We start from the raw sequence: 25585 nt of genomic DNA on the forward strand, positions 1-25585 counted from the left end.
CCGAGGAATACGGTGTGCCTTGGTACTCAGTCTCAGCTAAGGCGGCTGTTTAAAATAGTTACAAACTATCCCTATGCCATCTCTCCGCCAGTTTTTCTCTCACCGCCTGATCTGGCTGGCCTTGCTGGTGGCTCTGGGCATTGGTGCGTTGTTTGCGCGCACCATCTGGACCATTCGCAACGACGAGTGGAGCTACGCAGCGCAGACCAACGCCAACCTGGCTCGCACCCTGGAGCAGGGCCTGGCGTGGTCGCTGGATTCGTTTGACAAATCTCTGGAAGGCGTGGCCCGCGAGGTGGCACGCCCCGAGGTCTGGGCCTTGCCCCCCGACCTGCGCGCGCGGCTGGTGTTTGACAATTCGCTGCGCGCGCGGGGCGCGGGCGACGTGCTGGTGCTGGATGCACAGGGCAACGTCATTTTGGACTCGGGCTCCCTGGAGCCCCGCAAGGCCAATTTTGCCGACCGTGACTACTTTCTGGCGTTCCGCGAGCAAGGCCAGCAGGGGCTGTTCTTCGGCAAACCCGTGCCTTCGCGGGTGACGGGCCTCAACATCCTGCCCATCTCGCGCGCGTACTTTCATGCCGATGGCAGTTTTGCCGGGGTGGTGGTGGGTGTGGTTCGGCTGAGCTATTTCAACGAACTGTTTGGTTCGCTGAATCTGGGCGCCAACAGCGGAGTTAACCTGTTCCGGCAGGACGGGGTGGTGATCTCCCGGTTTCCCTACGGAGACGCCGACGTTGGCAAATCCATCGCAGGCACTCCGAATTTGGTGCGCTTCCAGACCGAGGGCACGGGTTCGTTCGTCGGTGTAGCGGCGCTTGACGGGTTTGAGCGCCTGTATTCCTTCCGGCCTGTGGGCAACTATCCGCTGATCCTGAACGTGGCCCAGTCCACCGACACCATCCTGGCCAAGTGGCGGAGCAGCGCCTTGGTGCTGGGCGGCTTTGCCGTAATGCTGATGCTGGGCTGCCTGGGGCTGGCCCTGCTGTTTGTGCGCGAGCTGCTGCTGCGCCAGAAGGTGTCGGCGCGCCTGACCGAGGCCGAGCACGACCTGCGCACCACCCTGGACAACGTGCCCTCCATGATTGCCTACTGGGATGCCGGTATGCGCAACCGCTTTGCCAACCGCGCAGCGCTGGAGGAGTTTGGCACCTACCCGGCACCAGTGCGGGGCCGCCACATCAGCGAGCTGCTGAGCGAGGCCCGGTATGCAGCCAGCAAGCCCAATTACGACTTGGCCTTGGCAGGCAAGCCACTGCGCTTTGAGCGCACGGACGAGGACCACGACGGTCTGCCGCGCCACTGCATCGTGTCCTATCTACCCGATACCGATGAGCGCGGCGTGGTCACCGGCCTCTTTGTGCAAGTGACGGACATCACCGAACGCAAGCGCATGGAGAATGAGCTGTTCGACGAGAAAGAGCGCGTGCGCCTCACGCTGCAATCCATCGGCGATGCCGTGGTCTGCTCGGACGCCAGGGGCATGGTGACCTACCTCAACCCCGTGGCCGAACGCCTTACGGGCTGGCAGGCGTTTGATGCGGCCGGGCGCAACGCGGACGAGGTGGTGAGCCTGCGCAGCCCTGACAACGACGAGCCCTTGCCCAACACGCTGCGCACCGCGATACAGCAAGGCGCCGCCACGGACCCCGTGCGGGGCGTGCTGGTGCACCGCACCAGCGGCCAGCGCTTCCAGGTGGAAGAGACGGCCAGCGCCATCACGGACCGCCATGGTGCGGTGACCGGTGCGGTGGCCGTGCTGCGCGACGTGACCGAGGCCGTGGCCATGGCCGAGCGCATGGCCCACCTGGCCCAGTACGACGCACTGACCGACCTGCCCAACCGCGTGCTGCTGCAGGATCGTGCCCAGCTGGCGATGGCGCAGGCGCGGCGCGAAGGCCGGTCTCTGGCAGTGATGTACCTGGACCTGGACGGCTTCAAGGAGGTCAACGACCGCCTGGGCCATGACGTGGGCGACACCCTGCTGGTGCAGTTTGCCCAGCGCCTGCAGGCGGCCGTGCGCGCGTCCGACACCGTGTGCCGGCAAGGGGGCGACGAGTTTGTGGTGTTGTTGCCGGGGCTGGACGGGGTGGAGCCCGCCTGCCTGGTGGCGCGCAAGATTCTGGCGGCCTGCGACGCTGCGTTTGAGCTGGCCGGGCAGCCGGTGCGGGTGGGTGTGAGCGGCGGCATTGCACTGTTCCCGCAGCATGGCAGTACGTTCGACGAGCTGTCGCGCCATGCCGACGGAGCCATGTACGCGGCCAAGCGGGGTGGCCGCATGCGCTTCATGCTGTACCGGGGGCCCGACGTCGAGCCCGAGGCGGTGTTGCCAGAGCCGGACCTGGCGGCCACGGCCCAGTAGCTGGCGCGCAAGGCGGGGCGACCTGACCCCTCTGCTGGAAATTTGTTGCAAGCCGTCGAAAAAATTTTGATGGCTGCGCCCCGCGCCACCGCCTACCATTTGGCGCATTTCCCATACCGGAGAGCCTGCGTGCCCAACCTGTCCAAAATCACCTGCATCGAAGACCTGCGTGTCATTGCCCAGCGCCGCGTGCCGCGCATGTTCTATGACTACGCCGATTCGGGCTCGTACACCGAGGGCACCTACCGCGCCAACGAAAGCGACTTCCAGCGCATCAAGCTGCGCCAGCGCGTGGCCGTGAACATGGAAGGCCGCACCACCCGCACCACCATGGTGGGTCAGGATGTGGCCATGCCCGTGGCCATTGCGCCCACGGGCCTCACCGGCATGCAGCATGCCGATGGCGAGATCCTGGGCGCCAAGGCGGCCAAGGCGTTTGGCATTCCGTTCACGCTCTCGACCATGAGCATCTGCTCCATCGAGGACATTGCCGAACACACGGGCCGCCACCCGTTCTGGTTCCAGGTCTATGTGATGCGCGACCGCGACTTCATCAATCGCCTGATCGACCGCGCCAAGGCGGCCAACTGCTCGGCGCTGCAGCTCACGCTGGACCTGCAGATCCTGGGCCAGCGCCACAAGGACATCAAGAACGGCCTCTCGGCCCCCCCCAAGCCCACCATCGCCAACCTCATCAACCTGGCCACCAAGCCGCGCTGGTGCCTGGGCATGCTAGGCACCAAACGCCGCAGCTTCGGCAACATCGTGGGCCATGCCAAAGGGGTGGGCGATTTGTCGTCGCTGTCTTCATGGACGGCTGAGCAGTTTGACCCGCAGCTCAACTGGGGCGATGTGGAGTGGATCAAAAAGCGCTGGGGCGGCAAGCTGATCCTGAAGGGCATCATGGACGCCGAAGACGCGCGCCTGGCCGTGAACAGCGGCGCCGATGCGCTCATCGTCAGCAACCACGGCGGCCGCCAGCTCGATGGCGCGCCGTCCTCCATCGCGGCGCTGCCCAGCATTGCCGCTGCGGCCGGCAAGGACATCGAAGTGTGGATGGACGGCGGCATCCGCAGCGGGCAGGACGTGCTCAAGGCCCGCGCGCTGGGCGCGCGGGGCACGCTGATCGGCCGCAGCTTTCTGTATGGGCTGGGTGCGTATGGCGAGGCGGGCGTCACGCGGGCCCTGCAGATCATCCAGAAGGAGCTGGACATCACCATGGCGTTCTGCGGCCACACCAACATCAACAACGTGGATTCTTCGATCCTGCTGCCTGGCACGTATCCCACGGCCTGAGCGGCGGAAGGCGCTCTATCTTGCTGCTGGCGTGGCTGTCGGCAGGCGTTTGAGCGTGGCCAGATAGGCCACCACGTCCTCGCGGTCCTGGGCATCGTCAAGCTGGTAGTCCATGCCCTGGCCGGGTATCAGCGCCTCGGGGTCGGTCAGCCAGGCCTTGAGCGTGGCCCGCGTCCACAGGATCTTGCTGGCGCGCAAGGCTGGCGAGTAGTCAAAGTCCTTCAGGGCGCCAGCGCGGCGCCCCACCACGCCCCGGTGTGCCGGGCCGTCTCCGTGCTGGTCCGGGCTGTGGCAACTGCTGCAATGCGCTGCATACAGCGCAGCACCACGCTCCACCGACTGGGCCATGGCAGCGCCGTGGCCCGCCCAGAGCAGGGCGGCTGCCATGGCAACACAACGAACAGGGGACCGTGGATAGGACAAGGGCATGGCGGTAGCGAAAAGGGGAGTCAGCGTGGGGGCGAGAGCCGTCTGGGCCCTTGCAATACGGCTGATTTCGCCCCGTGGATTCAGCCGCTTCGCGGTTTCCTCTGATGGGCATCGTTCCCGGTGTGTGCCCTGTCCACATCCAAAACGCCGGCTGTGGCGTATTCACCTACAGCAAAGCCCCACAGGCCCAGCCCACCCAACCAATCCCAGAGAATGGGCGCATGAGCACCCTCCACCCAGACAGCGAACTGATGGACCTCCTAGACCGTATTGCCGCGCAGGACGACGCCGCGCTGAAAAGACTGTACGAGCGCACCTCGTCGCAGCTTTTTGGCCTGGCCCTGCGCATCGTCCGCAACCGCGATGCGGCGGAGGATGTCTTGCAGGAGGCGTTTTTGACCATCTGGCGCGGTGCCGGCAGCTACCGCGCATCGCTGAGCCCGCCGATGGCCTGGATGGGGCTCATCGTGCGCAGCCGGGCGCTGGACGCCCTGCGCAAGCGCACCACCGACCGGGCCGACCTGATGAACGAGCTGGATGACGCCATGGCGCAGACGCTGGAGGGCGATGCCCCCAACCCCATGGACGCTGCCGATGCCAGCGAGCAGGCGTTTGCGCTGCACCACTGCCTGGGCAAGCTGGACCACAAGCAGCGCGAGGTGGTGAGCCTGGCCTACCTGCGCGACCAGAGCCATGGCGAGCTGGCCGAGCAGCTCAAGCTGCCGCTGGGCACCGTCAAGACCTGGATTCGCCGGGGGCTTGAGCAACTGCGTGCCTGCATGGCGCGCTACGCCTGAGGTCGTCGCCATGAACATCACCCAACACCCTGATTTGCTCGACCGCCTGGCCGCCAGCTACGCCCTGGGCACGCTGCGCGGTGGCGCCCGCCGCCGTTTTGAGGCCCTGGCGCGTGAGCACGCCACCGTGCGCGCTGCTGCGCTGGTGTGGCAGACCCGCTGGTCGGGCCTGACCGAGCTGCAACCGCAGGTGGCGCCGTCGCCTGCCGTCTGGACGCGCATTGACAACCTGGTGCGGGCTGGCCAGCTGGAGCAGGCCATGCTGGCCGCCCGGCAGGCCGCCCCCGCACACACACCCGCGCCAGCCCCCGGCGGCTGGTGGCGCAACCTGCTGTTGTGGCGCGGTGCCGCCGCTGCCGGTGCCATCGCCACGCTGGCGGCGGTGGTGGTGGGCGTGCAGGTCAACGGAGGCTTGCGTGCCACCACCGGTGCGCAGATTGCCGCGCTGCAGCAGCAACTGCAGGCCACGCCCCAGATCCAGTACGTGGCCGTGCTGGCGGACGACAAGGCAGCTGCCTCCATGCTGGTCACCTTTGACCCCAAGAACAACCAGCTGGTGTTGCAACGCGTGGGCGGCTTTCAGGAGGGGGCGGACAAGTCGCTGCAGCTGTGGGCACTGCCACCAGCGGGCGGGCCGCGCTCGCTGGGGGTGCTGGGCCAGGACAAGTTGCTCAAGCTGGCCGCCGGCGAGGCCGACGTGCGCCAGGTGCCCGCCCTGGCCATCAGCCTGGAGCCCAAGGGCGGCGTGCCCAGCGAGACGGGTCCTACCGGGCCGGTGCTGTTCAAGGGCGAGCTGATTCAGCGGATGCTGTAAGAGCGGCTCACAAAACTCCCCTGGCGTCGTTGTCTCGCCTTGTCGTACTAGTTGCATGTACTGCCTGCGGCGAAACGCCTGGCCAGGGCCGCTTCGCTGAGTTTTGCGAGCCGCTCTGGGCTCCTGCGCAGCGGTTTGCTACCGCCGCGCAACATTTTTGGAAATTCGTGAATCCGCCGGGCACCCGGGAGCGTATCCACATGGCAACATCTTCTTACATCCCACCCCCTGGAGACCACGATGACCCTCAGGCCCCCCCTTCCCCTCCTGGCTGCCGCCGCGCTGACCCTGGTCAGCGGCCTGGCCCAGGCCGATACCGGCAAGCTGCTGCTCACGGGCGGCGTCAGCACCATCGCCGGGTCGGCCGGTGGCGGGCTGACCCCCTGGGCGGTGATTGGCAGCAACGCCACCGAGGGCGAGGTGGGTGTCAGCGCCTATGCCACCCGCGCGGCCACGCAGGACTACAGCCTGAACGGCTATGGCGTGGCCCTGGGCCTGCACGACCGCCTGGAGCTGTCGCTGGCGCGGCAGGACTTTGATGCCTCGCCCGCCATCGCGCTCAACGGCATTGCGCCGTTTGGCGTGGCGCCGGGCCAGCACATCAAGATGGATGTGCTGGGCATCAAGCTCAAGGTGGCGGGCGACGCCGTGCTCAACAGCGACAGCTGGATGCCGCAGATTGCGGTGGGGCTGGAACACAAGCAGGTGCACCCGGGCTCCATCGGGTCGGTGCTGGACTTTCTGGGCACCAAAACCAGCGGCACCGATGTGTATGTGAGCGCCACCAAGCTGCTGCTGGCGCAAAGCGTGCTGGTCAATGGCACGCTGCGCTACACCAACGCCAACCAGAACGGTCTGTTGGGCTTTGGCTCGGCTGCGCCCGGCAAGAACAGCCGCAGCCTGCAGCCCGAGTTCTCGGTGGCGTACCTGATCAACAAGAACCTGGCGGTGGGTGCCGAGTACCGTTTCAAGCCCAACAACCTGCAAGCTCTGGGTGCAGCGGCGGGCTTGGGCACTGCGCTGCGCGAGGACGACTGGAAGGACATCTTTGTGGCTTGGGCGCCCAGCAAGAACGTGTCGCTCACGCTCGCCTATGTGGACCTGGGCCGCATCGTCCCTGGCATCACAAACAACCGCCGCCAGACCGGCTATTACCTGTCGGCCCAAGTCGCCTTCTGAGGACATTGTCATGACGCACTCCAAAACCCTCATCGCCCTGGCCGTCTCCCTGGGCGGCTTGCTTGCTGCCCCGGCCTTTGCGCAGACCGCTGCGGCTCCGGCAGCCACGACTGCCGCGCCAGCAGCCCCAGCAGGCTTGTACCAGGCCCTGGGCGAAAAGCCGGGCATCACCCGCCTGGTGGACGATTTTGTGAACCGCGTGGTCAAGGACCCGCGCATTGGCGGCCACTTCAAGGACACCAAACCGGCCGCCCTCAAGGAGAGCCTGACCGACCAGTTCTGCCAGTTGAGCGGTGGCCCTTGCAAATATGAAGGCGCTGACATGAAATCGGCCCATGCCGACATGGACATCAACAAGGGCCACTTCAACGCCTTGGTGGAGGTGCTGCAAAGCGCCATGGACGCCCAGGGCATACCGTTCGCTCAACAAAACCGCCTGCTGGCCTTGTTGGCGCCCATGCACCGCGATGTGATCACCAAGCACTAAGACGATGAAAAATGCTATTTTTTTCATAGCTGCCAGCGCAATATTCACTAGCGCTTGCGCCGGAAATGTCCAAATTCAGGTGCTGGACCGCGACGGCAAGCCCGTGCCCGACGCCGTGGTGGTGGTGTACCCCAGCGCCACCACTGGTGCAGCCCCCAGCCTGCTGCAGCCCAGTCCCACCATCGAGCAGGAGCGCATGCGGTTTGTGCCTGCCGTCACGGTGGTCATGCCCGGCTCCACGGTGCGCTTCACGAACCAGGACCGCTGGGACCACCATGTACGCGGCAACCCCACGGGGGCGTCCGCTGCGGCAGCACCGGCTGCGGCCAGTTCCAACTTTGAGCTGCGCCTGGCGGGCAAGGCCGATGGCAAGCCTGCCAACTTTGCCGATGTGAAGCTGGACACGCCCGGCGTGGTGCTGCTGGGCTGCCACTTGCACGGCTCCATGCGGGGTCATGTGTTTGTGACCGATTCGGCCTGGACGCTCAAGACCGACAGCGACGGCATCGCCCGTTTTGCCAGCGTGCCCGATGGCGCCGCGCAAGTGCGTGTGTGGCATGCCGAGCAACTGGTGGACCTGCCGCGCAAGGCGCTGAATGTGGTGCCCGGCCCGGTGCTGGATACCGTGCAGCTCAGCGTGGTGCCCCGCGTGCGGCGTGCGCCCCCGGCTGCGCCCGCAGGCCCCGGCAATACCCCGGGCGGGCCCATGGGGTCTTACAGCCTGGCCCCTGTTTCGGCCCACCCAACCCATCAGCACCCCGGCAGCTGACCCGCCACGCCAGCGGGTGGTCCACCGGGGGCGGGTCAGCAGGGCAGTCACTTTGAACGGGCGGAGTGCTTCGCCCTTTCCTTGTCTGAGACTTTGAACAGGTTCTGATGGGCCGCCCTGCTGCAGGGCACCCTGAGGTTCCGAGGTCAGCCAGGCAGCTTGAGCCCGCCGGGCCCGGAGGGGACGGTGTTGGCACTGCTCTTCTGGCCGCCAGCTGCGGTGCTGCCCACCTCCTGCTTCACGCTGCCCGGGGGCGCGTTCAGGTACAGGTACAGCGCCTGCGCATCCACATCGCTCAACTGACCCAGCGACTCGAAGGGCATGACCTGGATGGGCGTGCCGTCCGGGCGTTTGCCGGTGCGCAGCATGGACACAAAACTGGCAGCGTTGGGATAGCGGGCCAGGGCGGTGCCCGCGCTGTGTGTGCCAGGACGGATGTCCGCTGCCGCAGGCCAATCGGGCGGCGCGCCCGGAATCTTGCCGCCCGACAGGTCGGCACCGTGGCAGCCGATGCACATGTTGGCCACGTATTGGCCGTTGGCCAGCGTCACACCGGCAGCGGTGGGGCGCGAGGGCGCCAACTGGTGGTCGATGCGCGATGCCGCGTCAGGAATCGCACCCAGCCCATACAGCACCCAGGCAGGGTGCGGGAAATCGATCACGGCCTGCGCGCCTTCCTTCGGCGGGAACTGGCGTACGTAGGAGACCAGGGCGTTCAGGTCTTCGTTGGTGAAGCGGTTGTAGTCCTCGCTGGGCATGACCAGCACTGGGCGGCCGTTGGGCTTGACGCCATGGCGGATCACGCTGTTCCAGTCCTCGGGCTGGTAGCGTGCCACCACGCCAGCGGGCGTGATGTTGGGCCCCACGATGCGCGTGCCCTTGCCATCGTTGACGAACTCGCGGCCCGTGCCCTGTGCGCCGTGACAGTCGGTGCAGCCGCGCGATGCATACAGATAGCGCCCGCGCTCGATGGTCTGCGCATCGGTGGTGTAGGCCACGGGGCGGGGTTTGATGTCGATGTAGCGGTTGCGCTTTTGCTCGGCCAGGTACAGGCCGCTGGCGGCGGTGGCGACAACGATCACGCCCAGCAGCAGCGCGCTGCCTGCGGTCCATTTGATCCAGCGTTTCATGGTGGTATCCCTCTTCTTCGAATGTGGGCGGACTGGCTGAAAGGATCAGCATGTCCAGGCGCCGGATTCTGAAGTCGAAGCAGGGGTTTGTGACACCCCACCACCGCAGGGGACAGCGGGGCCGGTGACATTTGTCACAAACGGCCCGCCGGTGTGAGCAGGTGTAGCCCGCTCACACGCTCGCCACGTTCTCTCAACGCTCTTTCAACGTCCTGTCAGCGCTCGATGGTTTTGTTCCAGCGTGCATTCCACGCGGGGCGGTTCGCGTTCACGCTGTCCCAGTCCAGGGTCACGGCGTTTTTCATCCACTGGCTGATCTGTGCAATCGTAAGCGCCGTAAATGTCGCTGAGGGCCCTGGCAGTTTGATGCTGGCGCGGCCTTTGGCGAGTGCTGGACTGGGCTGCCTGCTCTGACATCTCTGAGCGAATGGTGTGATTGGCAGTGGGGCTCGGAGTGGCACTGTGGATGGGTGTTTGTGTGGTCGGTTGTTCTTCCCAGAGCATCGCAAATGCCCGTGCGACCTGCGCATAGGCTTCTGTGTCCACCACCTGGTTATGGGCCGTCACGACCCGCTCAAAGGGCCAGCGCAGCACGCGCTCTGCACTGCGGGCTGCGGCACGACGGTCACGCACCAGCGCGCGCACCGTGAGCGGAACCGCCAGTTGGCGCCGCACGCCGGTGAGCGTGGCGTAGACGCGCGTGGACCAAGGCAGGTCACCCGCCATCCACTGCAGCAGGTCTGTCACGATGAGCGTGGCGGAAGGGCGGTGGAACCATACCGACTCATTGCCTGCAGGAATGCCCTCAAAAGCCAGGTGCTCCAGGTCTGGCAGCCATTCGGGCACATCGCCTGAGGGCAGATCGTGCAGCCTGGCTGCCAGGTCTGGCCGCTTCTGAGCCAGGCCCTTGGGGCCATACACCCTGGCGTTCGGGAAGGTCTGGGCGCAAGGCGCCAGAAACAGGTGGTGCATCTTGTTCGGTGCCACGATGAAAGCCACCGTGCCAAGTGCCTGCAGCTGCTCCAGCAGGGCACTGCCTGGGGGCATTGGAATCGGTGAGTGGACGAGAAGCTGCTCTCCTGGCAGCCGCACCACAGTCATGCGGGTGGTGATGGGAAGTCCGTTGGCCTTGAAGGCGTGGGTGGCGTGCCAGAGATGGGTGGCGAGGGATTCAAGTTGCATGGCGCCGGAGGATGCCCTGGCGCTGGGGGCAGCGTCTTGAACGAATTCGACATGGAACAGAATCTTGCCGCGTGGTTGGACGCTTTGGAGCACATCAATTTCCAAAGCAGATCAGGGCCACGTACCTGCTTCTTCGAACGCTATAGTTCGCTGGGTTGAAATTCCGGGGTGCCATGGGATCTTGGCCTTCGCCATTCGCGCAACGCTTCACATCTGCAAACCCAGGTCGTCAGTCATTTCCAGGGGGTATCGATGTCCAGCGTCTTCAGAACGGCACCTTTCATCCTCGATGGTTCTGCAATGCAAGTGACGGAGAGGCAATGACGCGCAAAAGTCCGAAGAAGAACGAACGCTCTGGCGTGGATCGCATGGGGCGAACAGAACTTCACTACGCGGCTCTGGAGGCTGACTTGTCGAAGGTGAAAGAACTTCTGTTGGCCAGTGCGGACCCCAATGCGTCGGATGACAATGGCTTGACCCCACTGCACTTCGCCGCGCAGTCCAACAGCTACGCCATCAGTGAGGCCCTGATATTGGCGGGAGCGAGCGTGGACTCTGTTGATGCCAATGGAAATACACCGCTTTCAGATGCTGTGTTTCATTCGGACGGCAGCGGCGATTTGATCAAGTTGTTGCTTCGCTCTGGGGCTGACAGAAACAAAGAGAACAACTACGGTATCTCTCCTTTGGAGCTTGCGAAGTCTATTGACAATTTTGACCTGGTGCAGTTTTTTTACTAGCCTTCAAGCATCGTCAGGCATCGTCAGGCATCGTCAGGCATCGTCAGGCACTTGGGTCATCCCTAGGCAGCACATGCTCCCTGCGCACCTCCTCAAGCGCTTGAGCACAGGTGCCCTTCTGCTTCAGTGGTGAGCGTTTCACCCCTGCCTCTGCCCCGCGCATTCCCCCACCACCCAATCCCTGAACGCCTTCACTAGCGGCGTCTGCGCCCGCGCCTCCGGGTACACGAGGTAGTACGCATCGGTACTCGTCAGCACTTGGTCTGACAGCTCCACCAGGCTCCCTGCCGCCAGCTCCTGCTCGATCAAGAAGCGCGGCAGCAGCGCCGCCCCCAGGTGCGACACGGCAGCCTGCGCAATCATGGCGAAGTGTTCAGACTGGGGGCCGCGCAGGGCCAGGGCTGTGGGGGCGCCCACCAGCTCGAACCATTCGGCCCATTGGGTGGGGCGGGTGCTTTGCTGCAGCAGCACCACGCGCGTGAGGTCTTGCGGTGTGTGAATGTTGTGGCGGTCGCGGTAGGTGGGGCTGCACACGGGCACGGTTTCTTCGTGCATCAGGTATTCGCACACGGCGCCCGCCCAGTGCGGGGTGCCGAAGTGGATGGCGGCGTCGAACGGCGTGCCCGCAAAGTCAAACGGCTCGGTGCGGGCCGAGAAGTTGACCATGGCCTCGGGGTGCAGCGCCATGAAGCCGCCCAGGCGCGGGATGAGCCAGCGCGTGCCCAGCGTGGGTAGCACGGCCAGGTTGAGCAGGCCGTCGGTGCTGGAGAACGCCATGGCTTTCTGCGTGCTGGCCGACAACTGCTGCAGCACGTTTTGCACATCGGCCGCATAGACGCGGCCCGCGTCGGTCAGCACCACGCGCTGGCGCACGCGGTGGAAGAGGGCGGTGCCTATCTGCTCTTCCAGCTGGCGGATCTGGCGCGACACGGCGCTTTGGGTGAGGTGCAGCTCCTCGGCCGCGCGCGACACGCTCTGGTGGCGGGCTGCCGCCTCAAAGGCCAGCAGGTCGGCGGTGGAGGGCAGGAAGGCACGGCGCAGCAGGGTCATGGTGGCAAATGGGGTCAATCATGCGCAGGGGGAATGAGCGGCTCTGTCTCGTTGTGCATGGTTTTGGTGCGTAGCGCTACTACATCAAGCGTCGGCAGCTCTGCAATTTTCAGGCACTTCATGCTGATTTGTGATCAAGTAGTTCCATTTTTTTGCTATCCAGCACGGCGCGATTGGCGGATATTGGCGCATTCATTGCGTGTGTTCTTCCACGCTGTTGCCATCTCTCTGCCTCCACTCATCTTTGCGAGTCGCCATGTCTGCCACCCCTGCCGTCACCCCTGTTGTCACACCGCTCTTGTCTGAAGTCGATCCACTGCTGCAACGCCTGGGCGTGCCCCGCGCTGCCTACACCGGCGGCACGCTGGCGGCCCGTTCGCCCATCACGGGCGAGGTGCTGGCCCAGGTGCCGCAACAAAGCCCGGCCGATGCCACGGCCGCCATCGGCCGCGCGCATGCCGCATTCGCCGCGTGGCGCAATGTGCCCGCACCACGCCGGGGCGAGCTGGTGCGCCTGCTGGGCGAAGAACTGCGCGCCGCCAAGGCAGACCTGGGCCTGCTGGTGACCATCGAGGCGGGCAAGATCCCGTCCGAAGGCCTGGGCGAGGTGCAGGAAATGATCGACATCTGCGACTTTGCCGTGGGCCTGTCGCGCCAGCTGTACGGCCTGACCATCGCCACCGAGCGCCCCGGCCACCGCATGATGGAAACCTGGCACCCGCTGGGCGTGTGCGGCGTGATCTCGGCCTTCAACTTCCCGGTGGCCGTGTGGTCGTGGAACGCCGCGCTGGCACTGGTGTGCGGTGATTCGGTGGTGTGGAAACCGTCGGAAAAGACCCCGCTCACCGCCCTGGCCACGCACGCGATTGCACAGCGTGCCATTGCACGCTTTGGCAGCGACGCGCCCGAAGGCCTGCTGGAGCTGATCGTGGGCCAGCGCGACATTGGCGAGGTGCTGGTGGATGACGCCCGCGTGCCCGTGCTGTCGGCCACGGGCTCCACCGCCATGGGCCGCGCCGTGGGCCCGCGCCTGGCAGCGCGTTTTGCGCGCGGCATTCTGGAGCTGGGCGGCAACAACGCGGCCATCGTGGCGCCCACGGCCGACCTGAACCTGGCCCTGCGCGGCATTGCGTTTGCCGCCATGGGCACGGCGGGCCAGCGCTGCACCACGCTGCGCCGCCTGTTTGTGCACGAGAGCATTTACGACCAGCTGGTGCCCCAGCTTGCCAAGGTGTACGCCAACGTGCAGGTGGGCGACCCGCGCACCGCTGGCACGCTGGTGGGCCCGCTGATCGACCGCATGGCTTTTGACGGCATGCAAAAGGCGCTGGAGCTAAGCCGTGCGCTGGGTGCCACGGTGCACGGTGGTGGCCGCGTGGAAGGCGTGGGCGGTGCGGACGCGTACTACGTGCGCCCTGCGCTGGTGGAGCTGCAAAAGCACGAAGGCCCCGCGCTGCATGAAACCTTTGCTCCCATCCTGTACGTAGTGCGCTACAGCACCATTGACGACGCCATTGCCATGAACAACGCCGTGGGCGCGGGCCTGTCGTCGTCCATCTTCACGCTCAACGTGCGCGAGGCCGAGCAGTTCATGTCCGCAGCGGGCTCGGACTGCGGCATCGCCAACGTGAACATCGGCCCCAGCGGCGCCGAGATTGGCGGCGCGTTTGGTGGAGAGAAGGAGACCGGCGGTGGGCGTGAAGCGGGCTCGGACAGCTGGAAGGCCTACATGCGCCGTGCGACGAACACCATCAACTACTCCACCGCGCTGCCGCTGGCACAGGGCGTGACGTTTGACGTGTAAGCCACGCGCTGGTTGCCCCGTTCATGTTGATTGCTAAGGACTCACACCCCATCGTCATCATTGGCGGTGGTGTCATCGGCAGTGCGATTGCGTACTTCCTCACGCTGGAGCAGCCGGGCTGCGAGGTGGTGGTGGTCGAGCGCGATCCGACCTACGCGCGGGCGTCATCCGCGCTGTCGGCGAGCTCCATCCGCCAGCAGTTTTCTACCGACATCAACATCCAGATCTCGGCGTTTGGCATCGGCTTTTTGCGTAACGTGGGCCAACTGTTGGCGTGCCATGGTGATGTGCCTGACATCGGTCTGCACGAAGGCGGCTACCTGTACCTGGCCACCCAGGCGGGCGAGGCCACGCTGCGCGAGAACCATGCACTGCAGAAGCAGCACGGCGCCGATGTGGCGCTGCTGAGCCGGCAGCAACTGACCGAGCGTTTTCCGTGGCTGGCGCTGCAGGACGTGGTGCTGGGCTCGTTGGGCCTGTCGGGCGAGGGCTGGTTTGATGGCTACCTGCTGCTGACGGCTTTGCGTAAAAAGGCGCAGAGCCAGGGCGTGCGCTATGTGGCCGACGAGGCGGTGGGCCTGGATACGGCGGCCAACGATGGCGTGCTGCATGTGAACGCAGTACGCCTGCAAAGCGGCACCGTGCTGCCTTGCCGCTACGCCGTGAATGCGGGTGGCCCCTGGGCGGCCGCCATTGCGGGCTGGGCGGGCATTGATTTGCCCGTTGTGGGCAAACGCCGCACCGTCTTCAACCTGGCCAGCCCCGCAGCGCTGCCGGGCTGCCCACTGCTCATCGACACCAGCGGCATTTGGCTGCGGCCCGAGGGCAAAGGCTTTATCTGCGGCTTTGCGCCCGACGCAGTCAACGATGCCGACTTTGCCCCGCTGGAGCCGGAGTACACAGCGTTCGAGGACCACATCTGGCCCACGCTGGCCGAGCGCATCCCGGGCTTTGAGGCACTGCGCATGCAGGGCGCCTGGGCGGGCTACTACGAGATGAACACGTTCGATCACAACGCCATCGTGGGCCTGCACCCGGCGTGCGACAACCTGGTGTTTGCCAACGGCTTTTCGGGCCATGGCCTGCAGCAGTGCCCCGCCGTGGGCCGGGGCGTGGCCGAGCTGTTGCTCACGGGCAGCTACCAAAGCCTGGACCTGTCGCCGCTGTCCATTGAACGCATTGCGCGCAACGCGCCGCTGCTCGAAAAGAACGTGATTTGAGCGTCACCCGGCCGCCCGATTTCTCTCTCACCAATTCATCCACCTGCCAACCACAACACACACGGAGACAATGACATGGCAATTTCCCGCAAGACCTTCACTGCGCTCGCCGCAGGTCTGGCCCTGGCATGCATGGCCACGGCCCCCGCACAGGCGCAGACGGTCACCCAGCCCACGTTGGAGAAGATCAAAGTCAGCGGCAAGGCCGTGCTGGGCGTGCGCGAGACCTCGCCGCCCATGGCCTATGCGCTGGGCGCCAACGAAAAATACGTGGGCTACCACGTCGAGTTGTGCGAGCGTGTGCTGAAAGAAATCGCACCCGACGCCAAGCTCGAATACATGGCCGTGACGGCGCAGAACACGCTGCCCCTGGTGCAAAACGGCACGCTCGATATCGGCTGCGGCCCCACCACCAACAACACCGCGCGCCAGCAGCAGGTGGCCTTTGCGGTGACCACCTATGTGAGCGAAGTGCGCATGGCAGTGCGCAAGGATTCGGACCTGAAGTCCATCAGCCAGCTCGCAGGCCGCACCATTGCCGCATCCACCGGCACCACCGCCGTGCAACTGCTGCGCAAGCAAGAACGCGCGCTGGGCGGCGCCCCGATCAAGACCGTGCTGGGCAAGGACCACCACGAGAGCTTCTTGCTGCTGGAGACCGGCCGCGCCGATGCCTTTGTGCTCGATGACAACCTGCTGGCCGGGATGATTGCCAACTCCAAAGACCCCTCGGCCTACCGCATCGTGGGCGAGCCGCTGGGCGCTGAGCCCATTGCACTGCTGTTCCGCAAGGACGACCCGACCTTCAAGGCCGCTGTGGACGGTGTGCTCACCAAGCTGATGCAGTCCGGCGAGATGGAAAAGATCTACACCAAGTGGTTTGTGAACCCCATCCCGCCCAAGAACATGAGCCTGAACCTGCCGCTGGGCACCACGCTGCGCCAGCTGTTTGCCACCCCCAACGACAAGCCCCTGGAGACTTACCAGCAATGAACGCTCCCATCCCCGCCACGGCCTTCCGCGCGGCCGACCGTTTGGGCGCCATCGGCGTCTCTGAAATCGTGCGTCTGACGCAAGAGGCCAACCAGCTCAAGCGCCAGGGCCAGCCCGTGATCGTGCTCGGCCTGGGCGAGCCCGATTTCGATACGCCAGCCCACATTCTGGAAGCCGCGCAGCAGGCCATGGCGCGGGGGGAGACGCACTATACGGTGCTGGATGGCACGGCCGAACTCAAGGCCGCCATCCAGCACAAGTTCAAGCATGACAACGGGCTGGACTTTGCGCTCAACGAAATCACCGCCGGTGCAGGCGCCAAACAGATCCTCTACAACGCCCTGATGGCGTCGGTGAATCCGGGCGATGAAGTGATCCTGCCCGCGCCGTACTGGACGTCCTACGCCGACATGGTGCTGATTGCGGGCGGTGTGCCCGTGGTCGTGCCCTGCACCGAGGCCAACGGCTTTCGCATCACGCCCGAGCAGCTGGAGGCGGCCATCACGCCGCGCACGCGCTGGGTGTTCATCAACTCGCCCTCCAATCCCAGCGGCGCGGCCTACAGCGCCGAGCAGCTGCGACCGGTGCTGGAGGTGGTGGAGCGCCACCCGCAGGTGTGGCTGCTGGCGGACGACATCTACGAACATATCCTGTACGACGGCCGCGCGTTTGCCACGCCCGCCGCCGTGTTGCCCTCGCTGCGCGATCGCACGCTGACGGTGAACGGTGTCTCCAAGGCCTATGCCATGACCGGCTGGCGCCTGGGCTACGGCGCGGGTCCCAAGGCGCTGATTGCGGCCATGGCCGTGGTGCAAAGCCAGGCCACGTCGTGCCCCTCGTCCATCAGCCAGGCCGCAGCCGTGGCGGCGCTGACGGGGCCGCAAGACGTGGTGCGCGAGCGCTGCCAAGCATTCCAGGACCGGCGCGATCTGGTGGTGGCTGCACTCAACGCCTCCCCCGGCCTGCGCTGCCGCGTGCCTGAGGGCGCGTTCTACACCTTCGCCAGTTGCGAAGGCGTGCTGGGCCGCACCACGCCCGGCGGCATGTTGCTGCGCACCGATGCCGACTTTTGCGCCTACCTGCTGCGCGAGCACCATGTCGCGGTGGTGCCCGGCGGGGTGCTGGGGCTGGCGCCATACTTTCGCATCTCCTACGCCGCCTCTACCGCTGATTTGCAAGAAGCCTGCGCGCGCATCCAGCGCGCCTGCCAGGCCCTGTTCTGAATTTTTGATCCGATACCGTTGATATGAATACGACCTCCCTCACCCCGCGCACCGGCGGCCAGATCCTGGTGCAGCAGCTCATCACCCATGGCGTGAAGCAGCTTTTTTGTGTGCCCGGCGAAAGCTACCTGGCGGTGCTCGATGCGCTGCACGATGCCGACATCGGCGTGACCGTGTGCCGTCAGGAGGGCGGTGCGGCCATGATGGCCGAGGCGCAGGGCAAGCTCACGGGCCAGCCCGGCATCTGTTTTGTGACACGTGGGCCGGGTGCTACCAATGCCTCGGCCGGCGTGCATATTGCGCACCAGGATTCGACGCCCATGATCCTGTTTGTGGGCCAGGTGGCCCGCAACGCCATGGGGCGTGAGGCATTTCAGGAGCTGGACTACAGCGCGGTGTTTGGCACTATGGCCAAGTGGGTGGTGCAGATTGACGACCCGGCCCGAGTGCCCGAGCTGATCTCGCGCGCCTTCCATGTCGCCACCTCGGGCCGCCCCGGCCCCGTGGTGGTGGCGCTGCCCGAAGACATGCTGACCGAAGCCGCCACCGTGGCCGATGCACTGCCCTACCAGGTGACGGAAACCCACCCTGGCGCAGCGCAGATGGCCGAGCTGGCCCAGCGTCTGCAAGCCGCCCAAAGCCCCGTGGCCATCCTGGGCGGCAGCCGCTGGTCTGAGCAAGCGGTGCGCGAGTTCACCGCGTTTGCCGAAGCGTGGTCCATCCCTGTGTACTGCTCGTTCCGCCGCCAGATGCTGTTCCCGGCCACGCACGCTTGCTACGGCGGCGACCTGGGCCTGGGCGTCAACCCCAAGCTGCTGGCACGCATCAAGGCGTCCGACCTGGTGCTGGTGGTGGGCGGCCGCTTGTCAGAGGTGCCATCGCAGAGCTACGAACTGTTCAACATTCCCACGCCTGCACAGCCGCTGGTGCACGTGCATGCCGATGCGGATGAGCTGGGCAAGCTCTACCGCCCCACACAGGCCATCCACGCCACTCCCCAGGCGTTTGCTGCGGCGCTCAATACGGTGCCCCCCACGGCCACTGTGCCGTGGAAGGCCCACACAGAAGCCGCCCATGCCGAATACTTGGCCTGGAGCGACACGGCGCCCATCCGCATCCCCGGCAACCTGCAAATGGGCCAGGTGATGCAGCACCTCAAGGAAGTGCTGCCCGCCGACACCATCTTCTGCAATGGCGCGGGCAACTTCGCCACCTGGATTCACCGCTTCTGGCCCTTCACCACCTACGCGAGTCAGCTTGCGCCCACCAGCGGATCGATGGGCTACGGCCTGCCCGCAGGCGTGGGCGGCAAGCGCCTGTGGCCGCAGCGCGAGGTGGTGATCTTTGCGGGCGATGGCGACTTTTTGATGCACGGGCAAGAGTTTGCGACCGCCGTGCAATACGGCCTGCCCATCATCGTGGTGCTGCTGGACAACGCCATGTACGGCACCATCCGCATGCACCAGGAGCGCGAGTACCCCGGCCGCATCAGCGCCACGCAGCTCAAGAACCCCGACTTCAAGGCCTACGCCCAGGCCTTTGGCGGCCATGGCGAGCGGGTGGAGCGCACCGAAGACTTTGCCCCCGCGCTGGCCCGTGCCCGCGCCAGCGGACTGCCCAGCGTGCTGCACTGCCTGATCGACCCCGAGGCGATCACGCCCACCGGCACACTGCAGGGCATTCGCAGCGCGGCGCTCTCCAAAAAGTAGGCTCCCTTTTCGTAAGCAGGCGCTGAGGCGTTCAGCCGGTCACGCGGGCGCCACCGGATTGCCGCAGGGTCTGCACCAGCAGATTCTGCAGGCTGTCCACCGCCTTGGAGCCGCGCGATGCGCGGCTGCGATACACGGCCACCTCCATGGGGGCCAGCGGCCCCAGGCCGTGCTCGGTGCCGAGCACCTGCAACTGCGGTGGCACGCTGCAGTGGGTGAGGGCGGCCACGGCCAGGCCGCTTTCCACCGCTGCAATTTGTCCGGCCAGGCTGGAGCTGTGATAGACCACCTTGTAGCGGCGCCCCTGCTGCGCCAGCGCGTGGATGGCGCCGCGCCGCGCCAGGCTGGCCGATTCGTACACCGCAATGGGCAGCGGGTCGCGCCTCCACAACTCGAACTGCGCAGACCCCACCCACACCATGGGCTCATGGAACAGCAACGTGCCCCGGCGTGCGTGGTCGCGCGAGATCAGGGCCAGGTCCAGGTCGCCACTGGCCACGCGCGGGATGAGGGCGGTGGACTGCTCGCAGTCCAGTTCAATCTCCACCGCGCTGTGCCGGGGGGCAAAGCGTTTGAGCACGGGCGTCAGGTAGCGCGCTGCATAGTCATCTGGCACTCCCAGCCGCACCCGGCCTGTGAGGGCGTCGCCGTTCAGTGCGTCGTGCGCTTCTGCGTGCAGTTCCAGAATGCGTCGGGCGTAGCCCAGCAGGGTTTCACCCTCGGGCGTGAGGTGCTGCTTGCGGGCATCGCGCTCCAGCAGTCGGTGGCCTACGGCGTCTTCCAGCTTCTTGAGCTGCATGCTGACCGCCGACTGCGACCGGTGCACCTCGGCCGCCGCGCCGGAGAGCGAGCCTGCATCCACCACCGCCACCAGGCATTGAAGCCAGTCGAGTTGCAAGTCACGGTAGCTCATGGATTGCCCCTGTGGTGATGTATTCGATGATCGAATGGTTGATGCGTAAATTATGCGCTTTCGATTGCAGCGGCTGGCGGCCACACTGCGGGCATGCAGCAGTCGTCCTCTACCGTTTCAGGCACATCCGTCCCCGTGGTTCCCGCGTCCGCTTCACCTGTGGCCGTTGCCCACGTGCTGCCGGATGCCCGCCGGCTGGATGGCTGGGTCGCCTTCGTGCTGGGCAACGCGCTGCTGGGCACCATCGGCGTGTTTGTGCACGAGGCGCAGGCGGCGCCGTTGACAGTGACGTGGTTCCGGTGCGCGTTTGGCCTCATCGGGCTCACGTTGTGGATGGCCTGGCGCAACCAGTCTTGGTCGGCACTTCGCCAGGGGCTCTGGGTGGGCTGGGCTGCTTTGCCGTGGGTGTTGCTGCTCAGCGGGCTCATGTTGGCGAGCTGGTGGCTGTTTTTCACCGCGATCCAGCAGGTGCCCACCGGGGTGGCGGTGGTGCTGTTCCATGTGCAACCGCTGTGGGTGTTGCTGCTGGGGGCTTGGTGGTTGAAAGAGTCCGTGCCCCGGCAGCGCGTGGTGTCCGTGCTGATCGCGATGGTGGGGCTGGTGCTGGCCACGGGCGTGGCCGGGGGGCTGTCTTCCTCAGGTGCCGGACATGCGCCTGGCTACTGGGTGGGCGTGGGCCTCTGCCTGGTCGGTGCGCTGTGCACAGCCACCGTCACCGTGGTTGCCAAGCGCCTGGGGGCGCTGCCGGTGGGCGCGCTGGCGTGGTGGCAATGCGCGCTGGGTGCCGCCGTGCTGTGGGTGGCCCCCGTGGGCCAAGGCTGGCCCGCCTGGGGCGCCCCATGGGCATGGCTGGCCGGGCTGGGGCTGATCCACACGGGCCTGGCATACACCCTGATGTACGCAGGCATGGCCCGGCTGGCCACGGCCCGGGTGGCGGTGCTGCAGTTTGCCTACCCGACGGTCGCCATCGTGGTGGACTGGGTGTACTTTCAGCACACCTTGGGCGCATGGCAGATGGCAGGTGTGGTGCTGATGCTGGGGGCCATAGCGGCAGGGGAGCGTGGCGCTCGGCGCAATCGCTAGTGCACCGCCTGCGCAGGGATGGCGCGGCCCCGCACAATATCGGGTGTGACCACCATCGAGTTCGATTCTTCTGAGACCCACCCCCCTGCGCAGGCTGCCTCTTCCGGCAAGCGGCGCCGCATCGCGCACCTGGACATGGACGCTTTTTTTGCGTCCGTCGAGCTGCTGCGCTACCCGCAGCTCAAAGGCCTGCCCGTGGTGATTGGCGGCGGGCGGCGCAAGGTGGACGAGCTGCTGCTGCGCGGCCCGGACGGCACCGCAGAGCGCGAGCGGCGCTTCATCCCGGTGGAGGACTTTCCGCTGCTCAAGGACTATGTGGGCCGGGGCGTGATCACCACGGCCACCTACCCGGCGCGGCAGTTTGGCGTGGGCTCGGCCATGGGCATGATGAAGGCGGCCAAGCTGTGCCCGCAGGCCATCGTGCTGCCGGTGGATTTTGATGAGGTGCGACGCTTTTCGCGCCTGTTCAAAAGCACCATCACCGAGATCGCGCCGGTCATGCAGGACCGGGGCGTGGACGAGGTCTACATCGACTTCACCGACGTACCCGGCGGCCAGCGCGAAGGCGGGAGAGTGCTGGCGCGGCTTATCCAGAAAAGTATCTTTGAAAGGACCGGGCTGACCTGCTCGATTGGCGTGGCGCCCAACCGGCTGCTGGCCAAGATGGCCAGCGAGTTCAACAAACCCAACGGTATCTCCATCGTTTACGAGGAAGACCTGCAGAGCAAGATCTGGCCCCTGAATGTGCGCAAGATCAACGGCATCGGCCCCAAGGCCGGCGAGAAGCTGGCGCGCCTAGGCATTGAGACCATCGGGCAGCTGGCCGCGCAGGATGAGCAATGGCTGATGGGCCACTTTGGCAAGTCCACTGGCGCATGGATGCACCGCGTGGCCTGGGGCCGCGACGACAGCCCGGTGGTGACCGAGAGCGAGCCCGTGAGCATGAGCCGCGAGACCACCTTTGACCGCGACCTGCATGCCGTGCGCGATCGGGCCGAGCTGGGCGCGATCTTTACCGACCTGTGCATGCGCGTGGCCGAGGACCTGCAGCGCAAGGGCTATGTGGCGCGCACCATCGGCATCAAGCTGCGCTACGACGACTTCAAGATTGCGACGCGCGACCACACCGCCCACAGCTACACGGCCGACGGGGCCACCATCCGGCAGCTGGCCGGGCAGTGCCTCAAGCGCGTGCCGCTGGACAAGCGCCTGCGGCTGCTGGGCGTGCGGGCCAGCACGCTGGTGCGGCGCGGCGAGGAGCCCGAGCCCGATTCGCAGACCCGTGCGGCAGCCGCGAGCAGCCGGCGCAGGCCGCAGGCGGGTGTGGACAGGGACACGGGGCAGCTCTTTTGACGCCACAGGAGTAGGGCTGGGGTGTGTGCGCCTCGGGAGGGTTGTGCAGGCCATCCCTCACTCGGCACCTTTTGGGGGCAAATCGGGGGAGTGAGCAGTTAGACTTGATTCGTATCAAGCGGTTACACGAACGTCTAACAAAACACCGCGCTGCCTGCCCCTGCCGCAGGCCTTCCAGGAGCCTCGAATGCGCATCAACCTGCCAGTGACCCAGCAGAATTTTGACTACCCCGGTGATGAGCTGCTGGTGTCCAGCACCAACACCAAGGGCGAGATCACGCACTGCAACCCGGCGTTTGTGCGCGTCAGTGGCTACAGCTACGACGAACTCATCGGCCAGCCGCACAACATCATTCGCCACCCGGACATGCCGCCCGAGGCCTACAAGGACATGTGGCGCACCATTGGCCGGGGCGAGCCCTGGACAGGTCTGGTGAAAAACCGGCGCAAGAACGGCGACCACTACTGGGTGCGAGCCAACGTCACTCCCATCATGGAAGGAGGCAAGCCACGCGCCTACATGTCGGTGCGCACCAAGCCCAGCGCGGCAGAAATTTCTGCCGCCGAAGCCCTGTATGCGCAGATGCGCAATGAGGCGGCATCGGGCGCGAGCAGCTTTTACCTGGATTCGGGCAACGTGCGCTATCGCGGGGTGCGCGGCTGGCAGCAGCGTCTGGCGCAGATGGCCTTGCTGCCCCGCATGGCGCTGTTGCTGGCGGTGATGGTGCTGCTGGCCTTGTTGCCCGACGTGATGGGCCTGCAAGGCACCACCGCCTGGGTGGCCCGCCTGGCGCTGCTGGTGCTGGGGGCGGGGTGGACGCTGTGGCGCTTTCAGGCCACCGTGCTGCAAGGGGTGCACGACGCCACCCGCTTCGCATCCGACATCTCGGCCTGCAATCTGGCCACGTCGGTGGGCACCGACTACCCCCAACCCCTGGGCGCGCTGATGCAGCGCTTGCAACAGACCCAGGTCAACCTGCGCGCCGTGGTGGGCGACGTGCGCACCGAGGTGCGCAACTTCATCGAATCGGCCGACGAAATCGCGCGCGGCGGCATGGACCTGTCGGCCCGTACCGAGTCGCAGGCCAGCAGCCTGGAAGAAACCGCCGCGGCCATGGAACAACTGGCCAGTACGGTGCTGCAGACGTCGGAGACAGCCGCCAAGGTGTCGCACGAGAGCGCACAGAGCAGCGACATCGCCACGCGCGGTGGCCAGGCGGTGCAGGAGGTGGGCGCGGCCATGCAGCAGATGAAGCTGTCGTCCACCAAGATCAGCGAGATCGTGGGCGTGATCGAGGGCATTGCCTTCCAGACCAATCTGCTGGCGCTCAACGCCGCGGTGGAAGCCGCGCGGGCTGGCGAGCAGGGCCGGGGCTTTGCGGTGGTGGCTGGCGAGGTGCGGGCACTGGCGCAACGCAGTGCCAGCTCGGCCAAGGAGATCAGCGGCCTGATCGGCGTCACGGTGAACCAGATCGCCAGCGGCGCGCAGCAGATGGACCATGCCGGCACCACCATCGAAGGCGTGGTCCATGCGGTGGAACGCGTGAGCACGCTGGTCCAGCAGATCAGCAGCGCCACCAAGGAGCAGTCGCAGGGCATTGCCCAGGTCAACGAGGCCGTGACCCAGCTTGACACCGTGACGCAGCAGAACGCCGCGCTGGTGGAGGAATCTGCCGCCGCCGCCCAGGGTCTCAAGGAGAGTGCGGTGTCGCTGGGCCGCTCGGTGGACGTGTTCCGGCTGGGGTGAGCGGCACCGCAAGGAGCCGCCCGCAGCCATTCGTACCTTGACGAATTCTTACTCGTAACTTACAGTGATTTTCCCGTTTTCCGGGAGATCACCATGACCCTCGACGAGCTGCAGCGCATCAAGCAGTGGCATGTGGCACACAAGGCCGACCACCCGCTCGAATACCACCTGTGGGACCTGGTGCTGACGGTCTGGATGCTGGGCTGGGTGGGCTGGTTTCCCATCTGCGCTTTTGGCGAGCCCTGCGCCGCGCCGGTCTGCCTGATCGGCATTTTTGTCCCCAGCCTGTACGTTGCCTGGCGCACCCGCGCGCACCTGCGCCACACCCTGCGGTGCGACTGGATTGACGCGCGCAACTGATGAAGGCGGTCGGTTGACGGGGATGGTCAGGCCTACTGCCGCGCCGTTCGCACGTTGCGCGGCAGGGCTTGCGGGTGACTGGTGCGCAGGGGGTTGATGTCCAGCCCGCCCCGGCGCGTGTAGCGCGCGTACACCGTGAGCTTGATGGGTTTGCAGCGCGTCCACACGTCCATGAAGATGCGCTCCACGCACTGCTCGTGGAATTCGTTGTGGTTGCGAAAGCTCACCAGGTACTGCAGCAGGCCTTCCTGGTTGATCTGCGGGCCGCTGTAGCTGATCTGCACGCTGCCCCAGTCGGGCTGGCCGGTCACCAGGCAGTTGCTCTTCAGCAGGTTGCTGGTGAGGGTCTCGGTCACGGGCGCTTCGTTGAATGTGGCCGTCAGCAGGTCGGGCGCGGGTTGGTAGCGCGTGCATTCCACGTCCAGCCGGTCCAGGCTCAGGCCGTCCAGCTCGTGCACGGGCTCCTGGTCGAACAGCTCGGGCGCGATGAGCTTCACCCCCACGGTGGCAGGGTGCTCGGCGCCACGCCACACGGCTTCGCTGATGTCTGTGCGGATGCGTGCCTGCACCTCGGCTGCGTCGGTGAAGCGCGTGTTGTTGAAGCTGTTGAGGTAGAGCTTGAACGACTTGCTTTCGACGATGTTGGGCGTCTCGCAGGGCACGGTGATGTGCGCCAGCGCCACCTGCGGCTTGCCACGCGCATTCAGCCATGACAGCTCGAACGCCGTCCACAGGTCGGCCCCGAAGAAGGGCGCCGAGCCGGTGATGCCGATCTCGGCCCGCTTGCCCGCGCGCGGGATGGGGAACAGCAGTGAGGCGTCGTACTGGTCCACATAGGCCGATGCCTTGCCGAGTTGGGATTGTTCTGGCGTGTTCATGGCCTGGTCTTTCGGGTGTGTGGGTTCCAAGGGGGACGTGTTTTGCTACTGTTTTTGTAGCTTCTGG

The 25585-nt window shown here is 65.9% G+C and carries 22 protein-coding genes and 2 pseudogenes; 17 read left to right on the forward strand and 7 right to left on the reverse strand.

The window, feature by feature from the left end; translation table 11 throughout:
* The first annotated feature begins 73 nt into the window (after window positions 1-73).
* Window positions 74-2362 (forward strand): bifunctional diguanylate cyclase/phosphodiesterase, encoded by a 2289-nt coding sequence (locus ACODSU_RS08960; RefSeq protein WP_488841803.1) that lies wholly within the window; start codon window positions 74-76, stop codon window positions 2360-2362.
* A 129-nt stretch (window positions 2363-2491) separates the two neighbouring features.
* The gene (locus tag ACODSU_RS08965) at window positions 2492-3658 is read left to right on the forward strand and encodes an alpha-hydroxy acid oxidase (protein WP_310046540.1); all 1167 of its coding nucleotides are present in this window, start codon (window positions 2492-2494) and stop codon (window positions 3656-3658) included.
* A 15-nt stretch (window positions 3659-3673) separates the two neighbouring features.
* Here the strand turns inward: ACODSU_RS08965 and ACODSU_RS08970 are convergent, their stop codons facing one another.
* Complete coding sequence (locus tag ACODSU_RS08970; protein WP_488841805.1) at window positions 3674-4045, reverse strand: c-type cytochrome; 372 nt, start codon at window positions 4043-4045, stop codon at window positions 3674-3676.
* A 263-nt stretch (window positions 4046-4308) separates the two neighbouring features.
* On the opposite strand from ACODSU_RS08970, the gene ACODSU_RS08975 reads away from it, so the two are divergent.
* The 5 genes from ACODSU_RS08975 to ACODSU_RS08995 all read left to right on the forward strand — a co-directional run bounded on the left by ACODSU_RS08975 (window position 4309) and on the right by ACODSU_RS08995 (window position 8133).
* Entirely contained in the window at window positions 4309-4884 is a 576-nt protein-coding gene (locus ACODSU_RS08975; RefSeq protein ID WP_209817213.1) for an RNA polymerase sigma factor, read from the forward strand.
* 10 nt (window positions 4885-4894) lie between these two features.
* Window positions 4895-5698, forward strand: coding sequence for an anti-sigma factor (locus ACODSU_RS08980; RefSeq protein ID WP_488841808.1), 804 nt, complete (start codon window positions 4895-4897; stop codon window positions 5696-5698).
* Between the two features lie 240 nt (window positions 5699-5938).
* On the forward strand, window positions 5939-6877 hold the full coding sequence (locus tag ACODSU_RS08985) for a DUF3034 family protein (protein WP_488841810.1): 939 nt from the start codon (window positions 5939-5941) through the stop codon (window positions 6875-6877).
* 10 nt (window positions 6878-6887) lie between these two features.
* Entirely contained in the window at window positions 6888-7364 is a 477-nt protein-coding gene (locus ACODSU_RS08990) for a group I truncated hemoglobin (RefSeq protein WP_488841812.1), read from the forward strand.
* Window positions 7365-7443: 79 nt separating this feature from the next.
* Complete coding sequence (locus ACODSU_RS08995) at window positions 7444-8133, forward strand: cupredoxin domain-containing protein (RefSeq protein ID WP_488841814.1); 690 nt, start codon at window positions 7444-7446, stop codon at window positions 8131-8133.
* A gap of 146 nt (window positions 8134-8279) precedes the next feature.
* Here ACODSU_RS08995 and ACODSU_RS09000 read toward each other — a convergent pair whose 3' ends face one another.
* The 3 genes and pseudogenes from ACODSU_RS09000 to ACODSU_RS09010 form a co-directional block, all read right to left on the reverse strand.
* Entirely contained in the window at window positions 8280-9263 is a 984-nt protein-coding gene (locus ACODSU_RS09000) for a c-type cytochrome (RefSeq protein WP_488841816.1), read from the reverse strand.
* Window positions 9264-9478: 215 nt separating this feature from the next.
* Window positions 9479-9589: pseudogene (locus ACODSU_RS09005) on the reverse strand (ABC transporter substrate-binding protein); the annotation flags it as partial.
* A gap of 409 nt (window positions 9590-9998) precedes the next feature.
* A pseudogene (locus tag ACODSU_RS09010) lies at window positions 9999-10445 on the reverse strand (DUF4336 domain-containing protein); the annotation flags it as partial.
* 320 nt (window positions 10446-10765) lie between these two features.
* On the opposite strand from ACODSU_RS09010, the gene ACODSU_RS09015 reads away from it, so the two are divergent.
* On the forward strand, window positions 10766-11185 hold the full coding sequence (locus tag ACODSU_RS09015; RefSeq protein WP_488841818.1) for an ankyrin repeat domain-containing protein: 420 nt from the start codon (window positions 10766-10768) through the stop codon (window positions 11183-11185).
* Window positions 11186-11323: 138 nt separating this feature from the next.
* On the opposite strand, the gene ACODSU_RS09020 is transcribed toward ACODSU_RS09015, so the two are convergent.
* Window positions 11324-12235: a LysR family transcriptional regulator gene (locus tag ACODSU_RS09020; protein ID WP_200954258.1), complete on the reverse strand. Its 912-nt coding sequence runs from the start codon at window positions 12233-12235 to the stop codon at window positions 11324-11326.
* 256 nt (window positions 12236-12491) lie between these two features.
* Between ACODSU_RS09020 and amaB the strand changes: the two genes are divergently transcribed.
* The 5 genes from amaB (at window position 12492) to ACODSU_RS09045 (ending at window position 19184) form a co-directional block, all read left to right on the forward strand.
* Window positions 12492-14039: an L-piperidine-6-carboxylate dehydrogenase gene (gene amaB / locus ACODSU_RS09025; RefSeq protein WP_476017174.1), complete on the forward strand. Its 1548-nt coding sequence runs from the start codon at window positions 12492-12494 to the stop codon at window positions 14037-14039.
* Between the two features lie 23 nt (window positions 14040-14062).
* Window positions 14063-15259, forward strand: coding sequence for an NAD(P)/FAD-dependent oxidoreductase (locus ACODSU_RS09030; RefSeq protein ID WP_422849064.1), 1197 nt, complete (start codon window positions 14063-14065; stop codon window positions 15257-15259).
* A gap of 75 nt (window positions 15260-15334) precedes the next feature.
* A complete protein-coding gene (locus tag ACODSU_RS09035) occupies window positions 15335-16252 on the forward strand; it encodes an amino acid ABC transporter substrate-binding protein (RefSeq protein ID WP_488841822.1) in 918 nt (305 codons plus the stop codon).
* Entirely contained in the window at window positions 16249-17475 is a 1227-nt protein-coding gene (locus ACODSU_RS09040) for a pyridoxal phosphate-dependent aminotransferase (protein WP_488841824.1), read from the forward strand. Before ACODSU_RS09035 ends, ACODSU_RS09040 begins: the two co-directional genes overlap by 4 nt.
* 23 nt (window positions 17476-17498) lie before the next feature.
* Window positions 17499-19184 (forward strand): thiamine pyrophosphate-binding protein, encoded by a 1686-nt coding sequence (locus tag ACODSU_RS09045; RefSeq protein WP_476017176.1) that lies wholly within the window; start codon window positions 17499-17501, stop codon window positions 19182-19184.
* Window positions 19185-19215: 31 nt separating this feature from the next.
* On the opposite strand, the gene ACODSU_RS09050 is transcribed toward ACODSU_RS09045, so the two are convergent.
* Window positions 19216-20097 (reverse strand): LysR family transcriptional regulator, encoded by an 882-nt coding sequence (locus tag ACODSU_RS09050; protein ID WP_295944293.1) that lies wholly within the window; start codon window positions 20095-20097, stop codon window positions 19216-19218.
* A gap of 135 nt (window positions 20098-20232) precedes the next feature.
* Here ACODSU_RS09050 and ACODSU_RS09055 point away from each other — a divergent pair, with 135 nt between their 5' ends.
* The 4 genes from ACODSU_RS09055 (at window position 20233) to ACODSU_RS09070 (ending at window position 24640) form a co-directional block, all read left to right on the forward strand.
* On the forward strand, window positions 20233-21180 hold the full coding sequence (locus ACODSU_RS09055; protein ID WP_488841827.1) for a DMT family transporter: 948 nt from the start codon (window positions 20233-20235) through the stop codon (window positions 21178-21180).
* A gap of 135 nt (window positions 21181-21315) precedes the next feature.
* Window positions 21316-22533 (forward strand): Y-family DNA polymerase, encoded by a 1218-nt coding sequence (locus ACODSU_RS09060; protein WP_488842168.1) that lies wholly within the window; start codon window positions 21316-21318, stop codon window positions 22531-22533.
* A 187-nt stretch (window positions 22534-22720) separates the two neighbouring features.
* On the forward strand, window positions 22721-24280 hold the full coding sequence (locus ACODSU_RS09065) for a methyl-accepting chemotaxis protein (protein WP_295944295.1): 1560 nt from the start codon (window positions 22721-22723) through the stop codon (window positions 24278-24280).
* 93 nt (window positions 24281-24373) lie between these two features.
* Entirely contained in the window at window positions 24374-24640 is a 267-nt protein-coding gene (locus ACODSU_RS09070) for a hypothetical protein (protein ID WP_056061307.1), read from the forward strand.
* A gap of 32 nt (window positions 24641-24672) precedes the next feature.
* Here the strand turns inward: ACODSU_RS09070 and queF are convergent, their stop codons facing one another.
* Entirely contained in the window at window positions 24673-25518 is an 846-nt protein-coding gene (queF, locus tag ACODSU_RS09075) for an NADPH-dependent 7-cyano-7-deazaguanine reductase QueF (protein WP_488841829.1), read from the reverse strand.
* Between the last annotated feature and the right edge of the window lie 67 nt (window positions 25519-25585).

The organism is Acidovorax sp. FG48, from assembly GCF_057809085.1.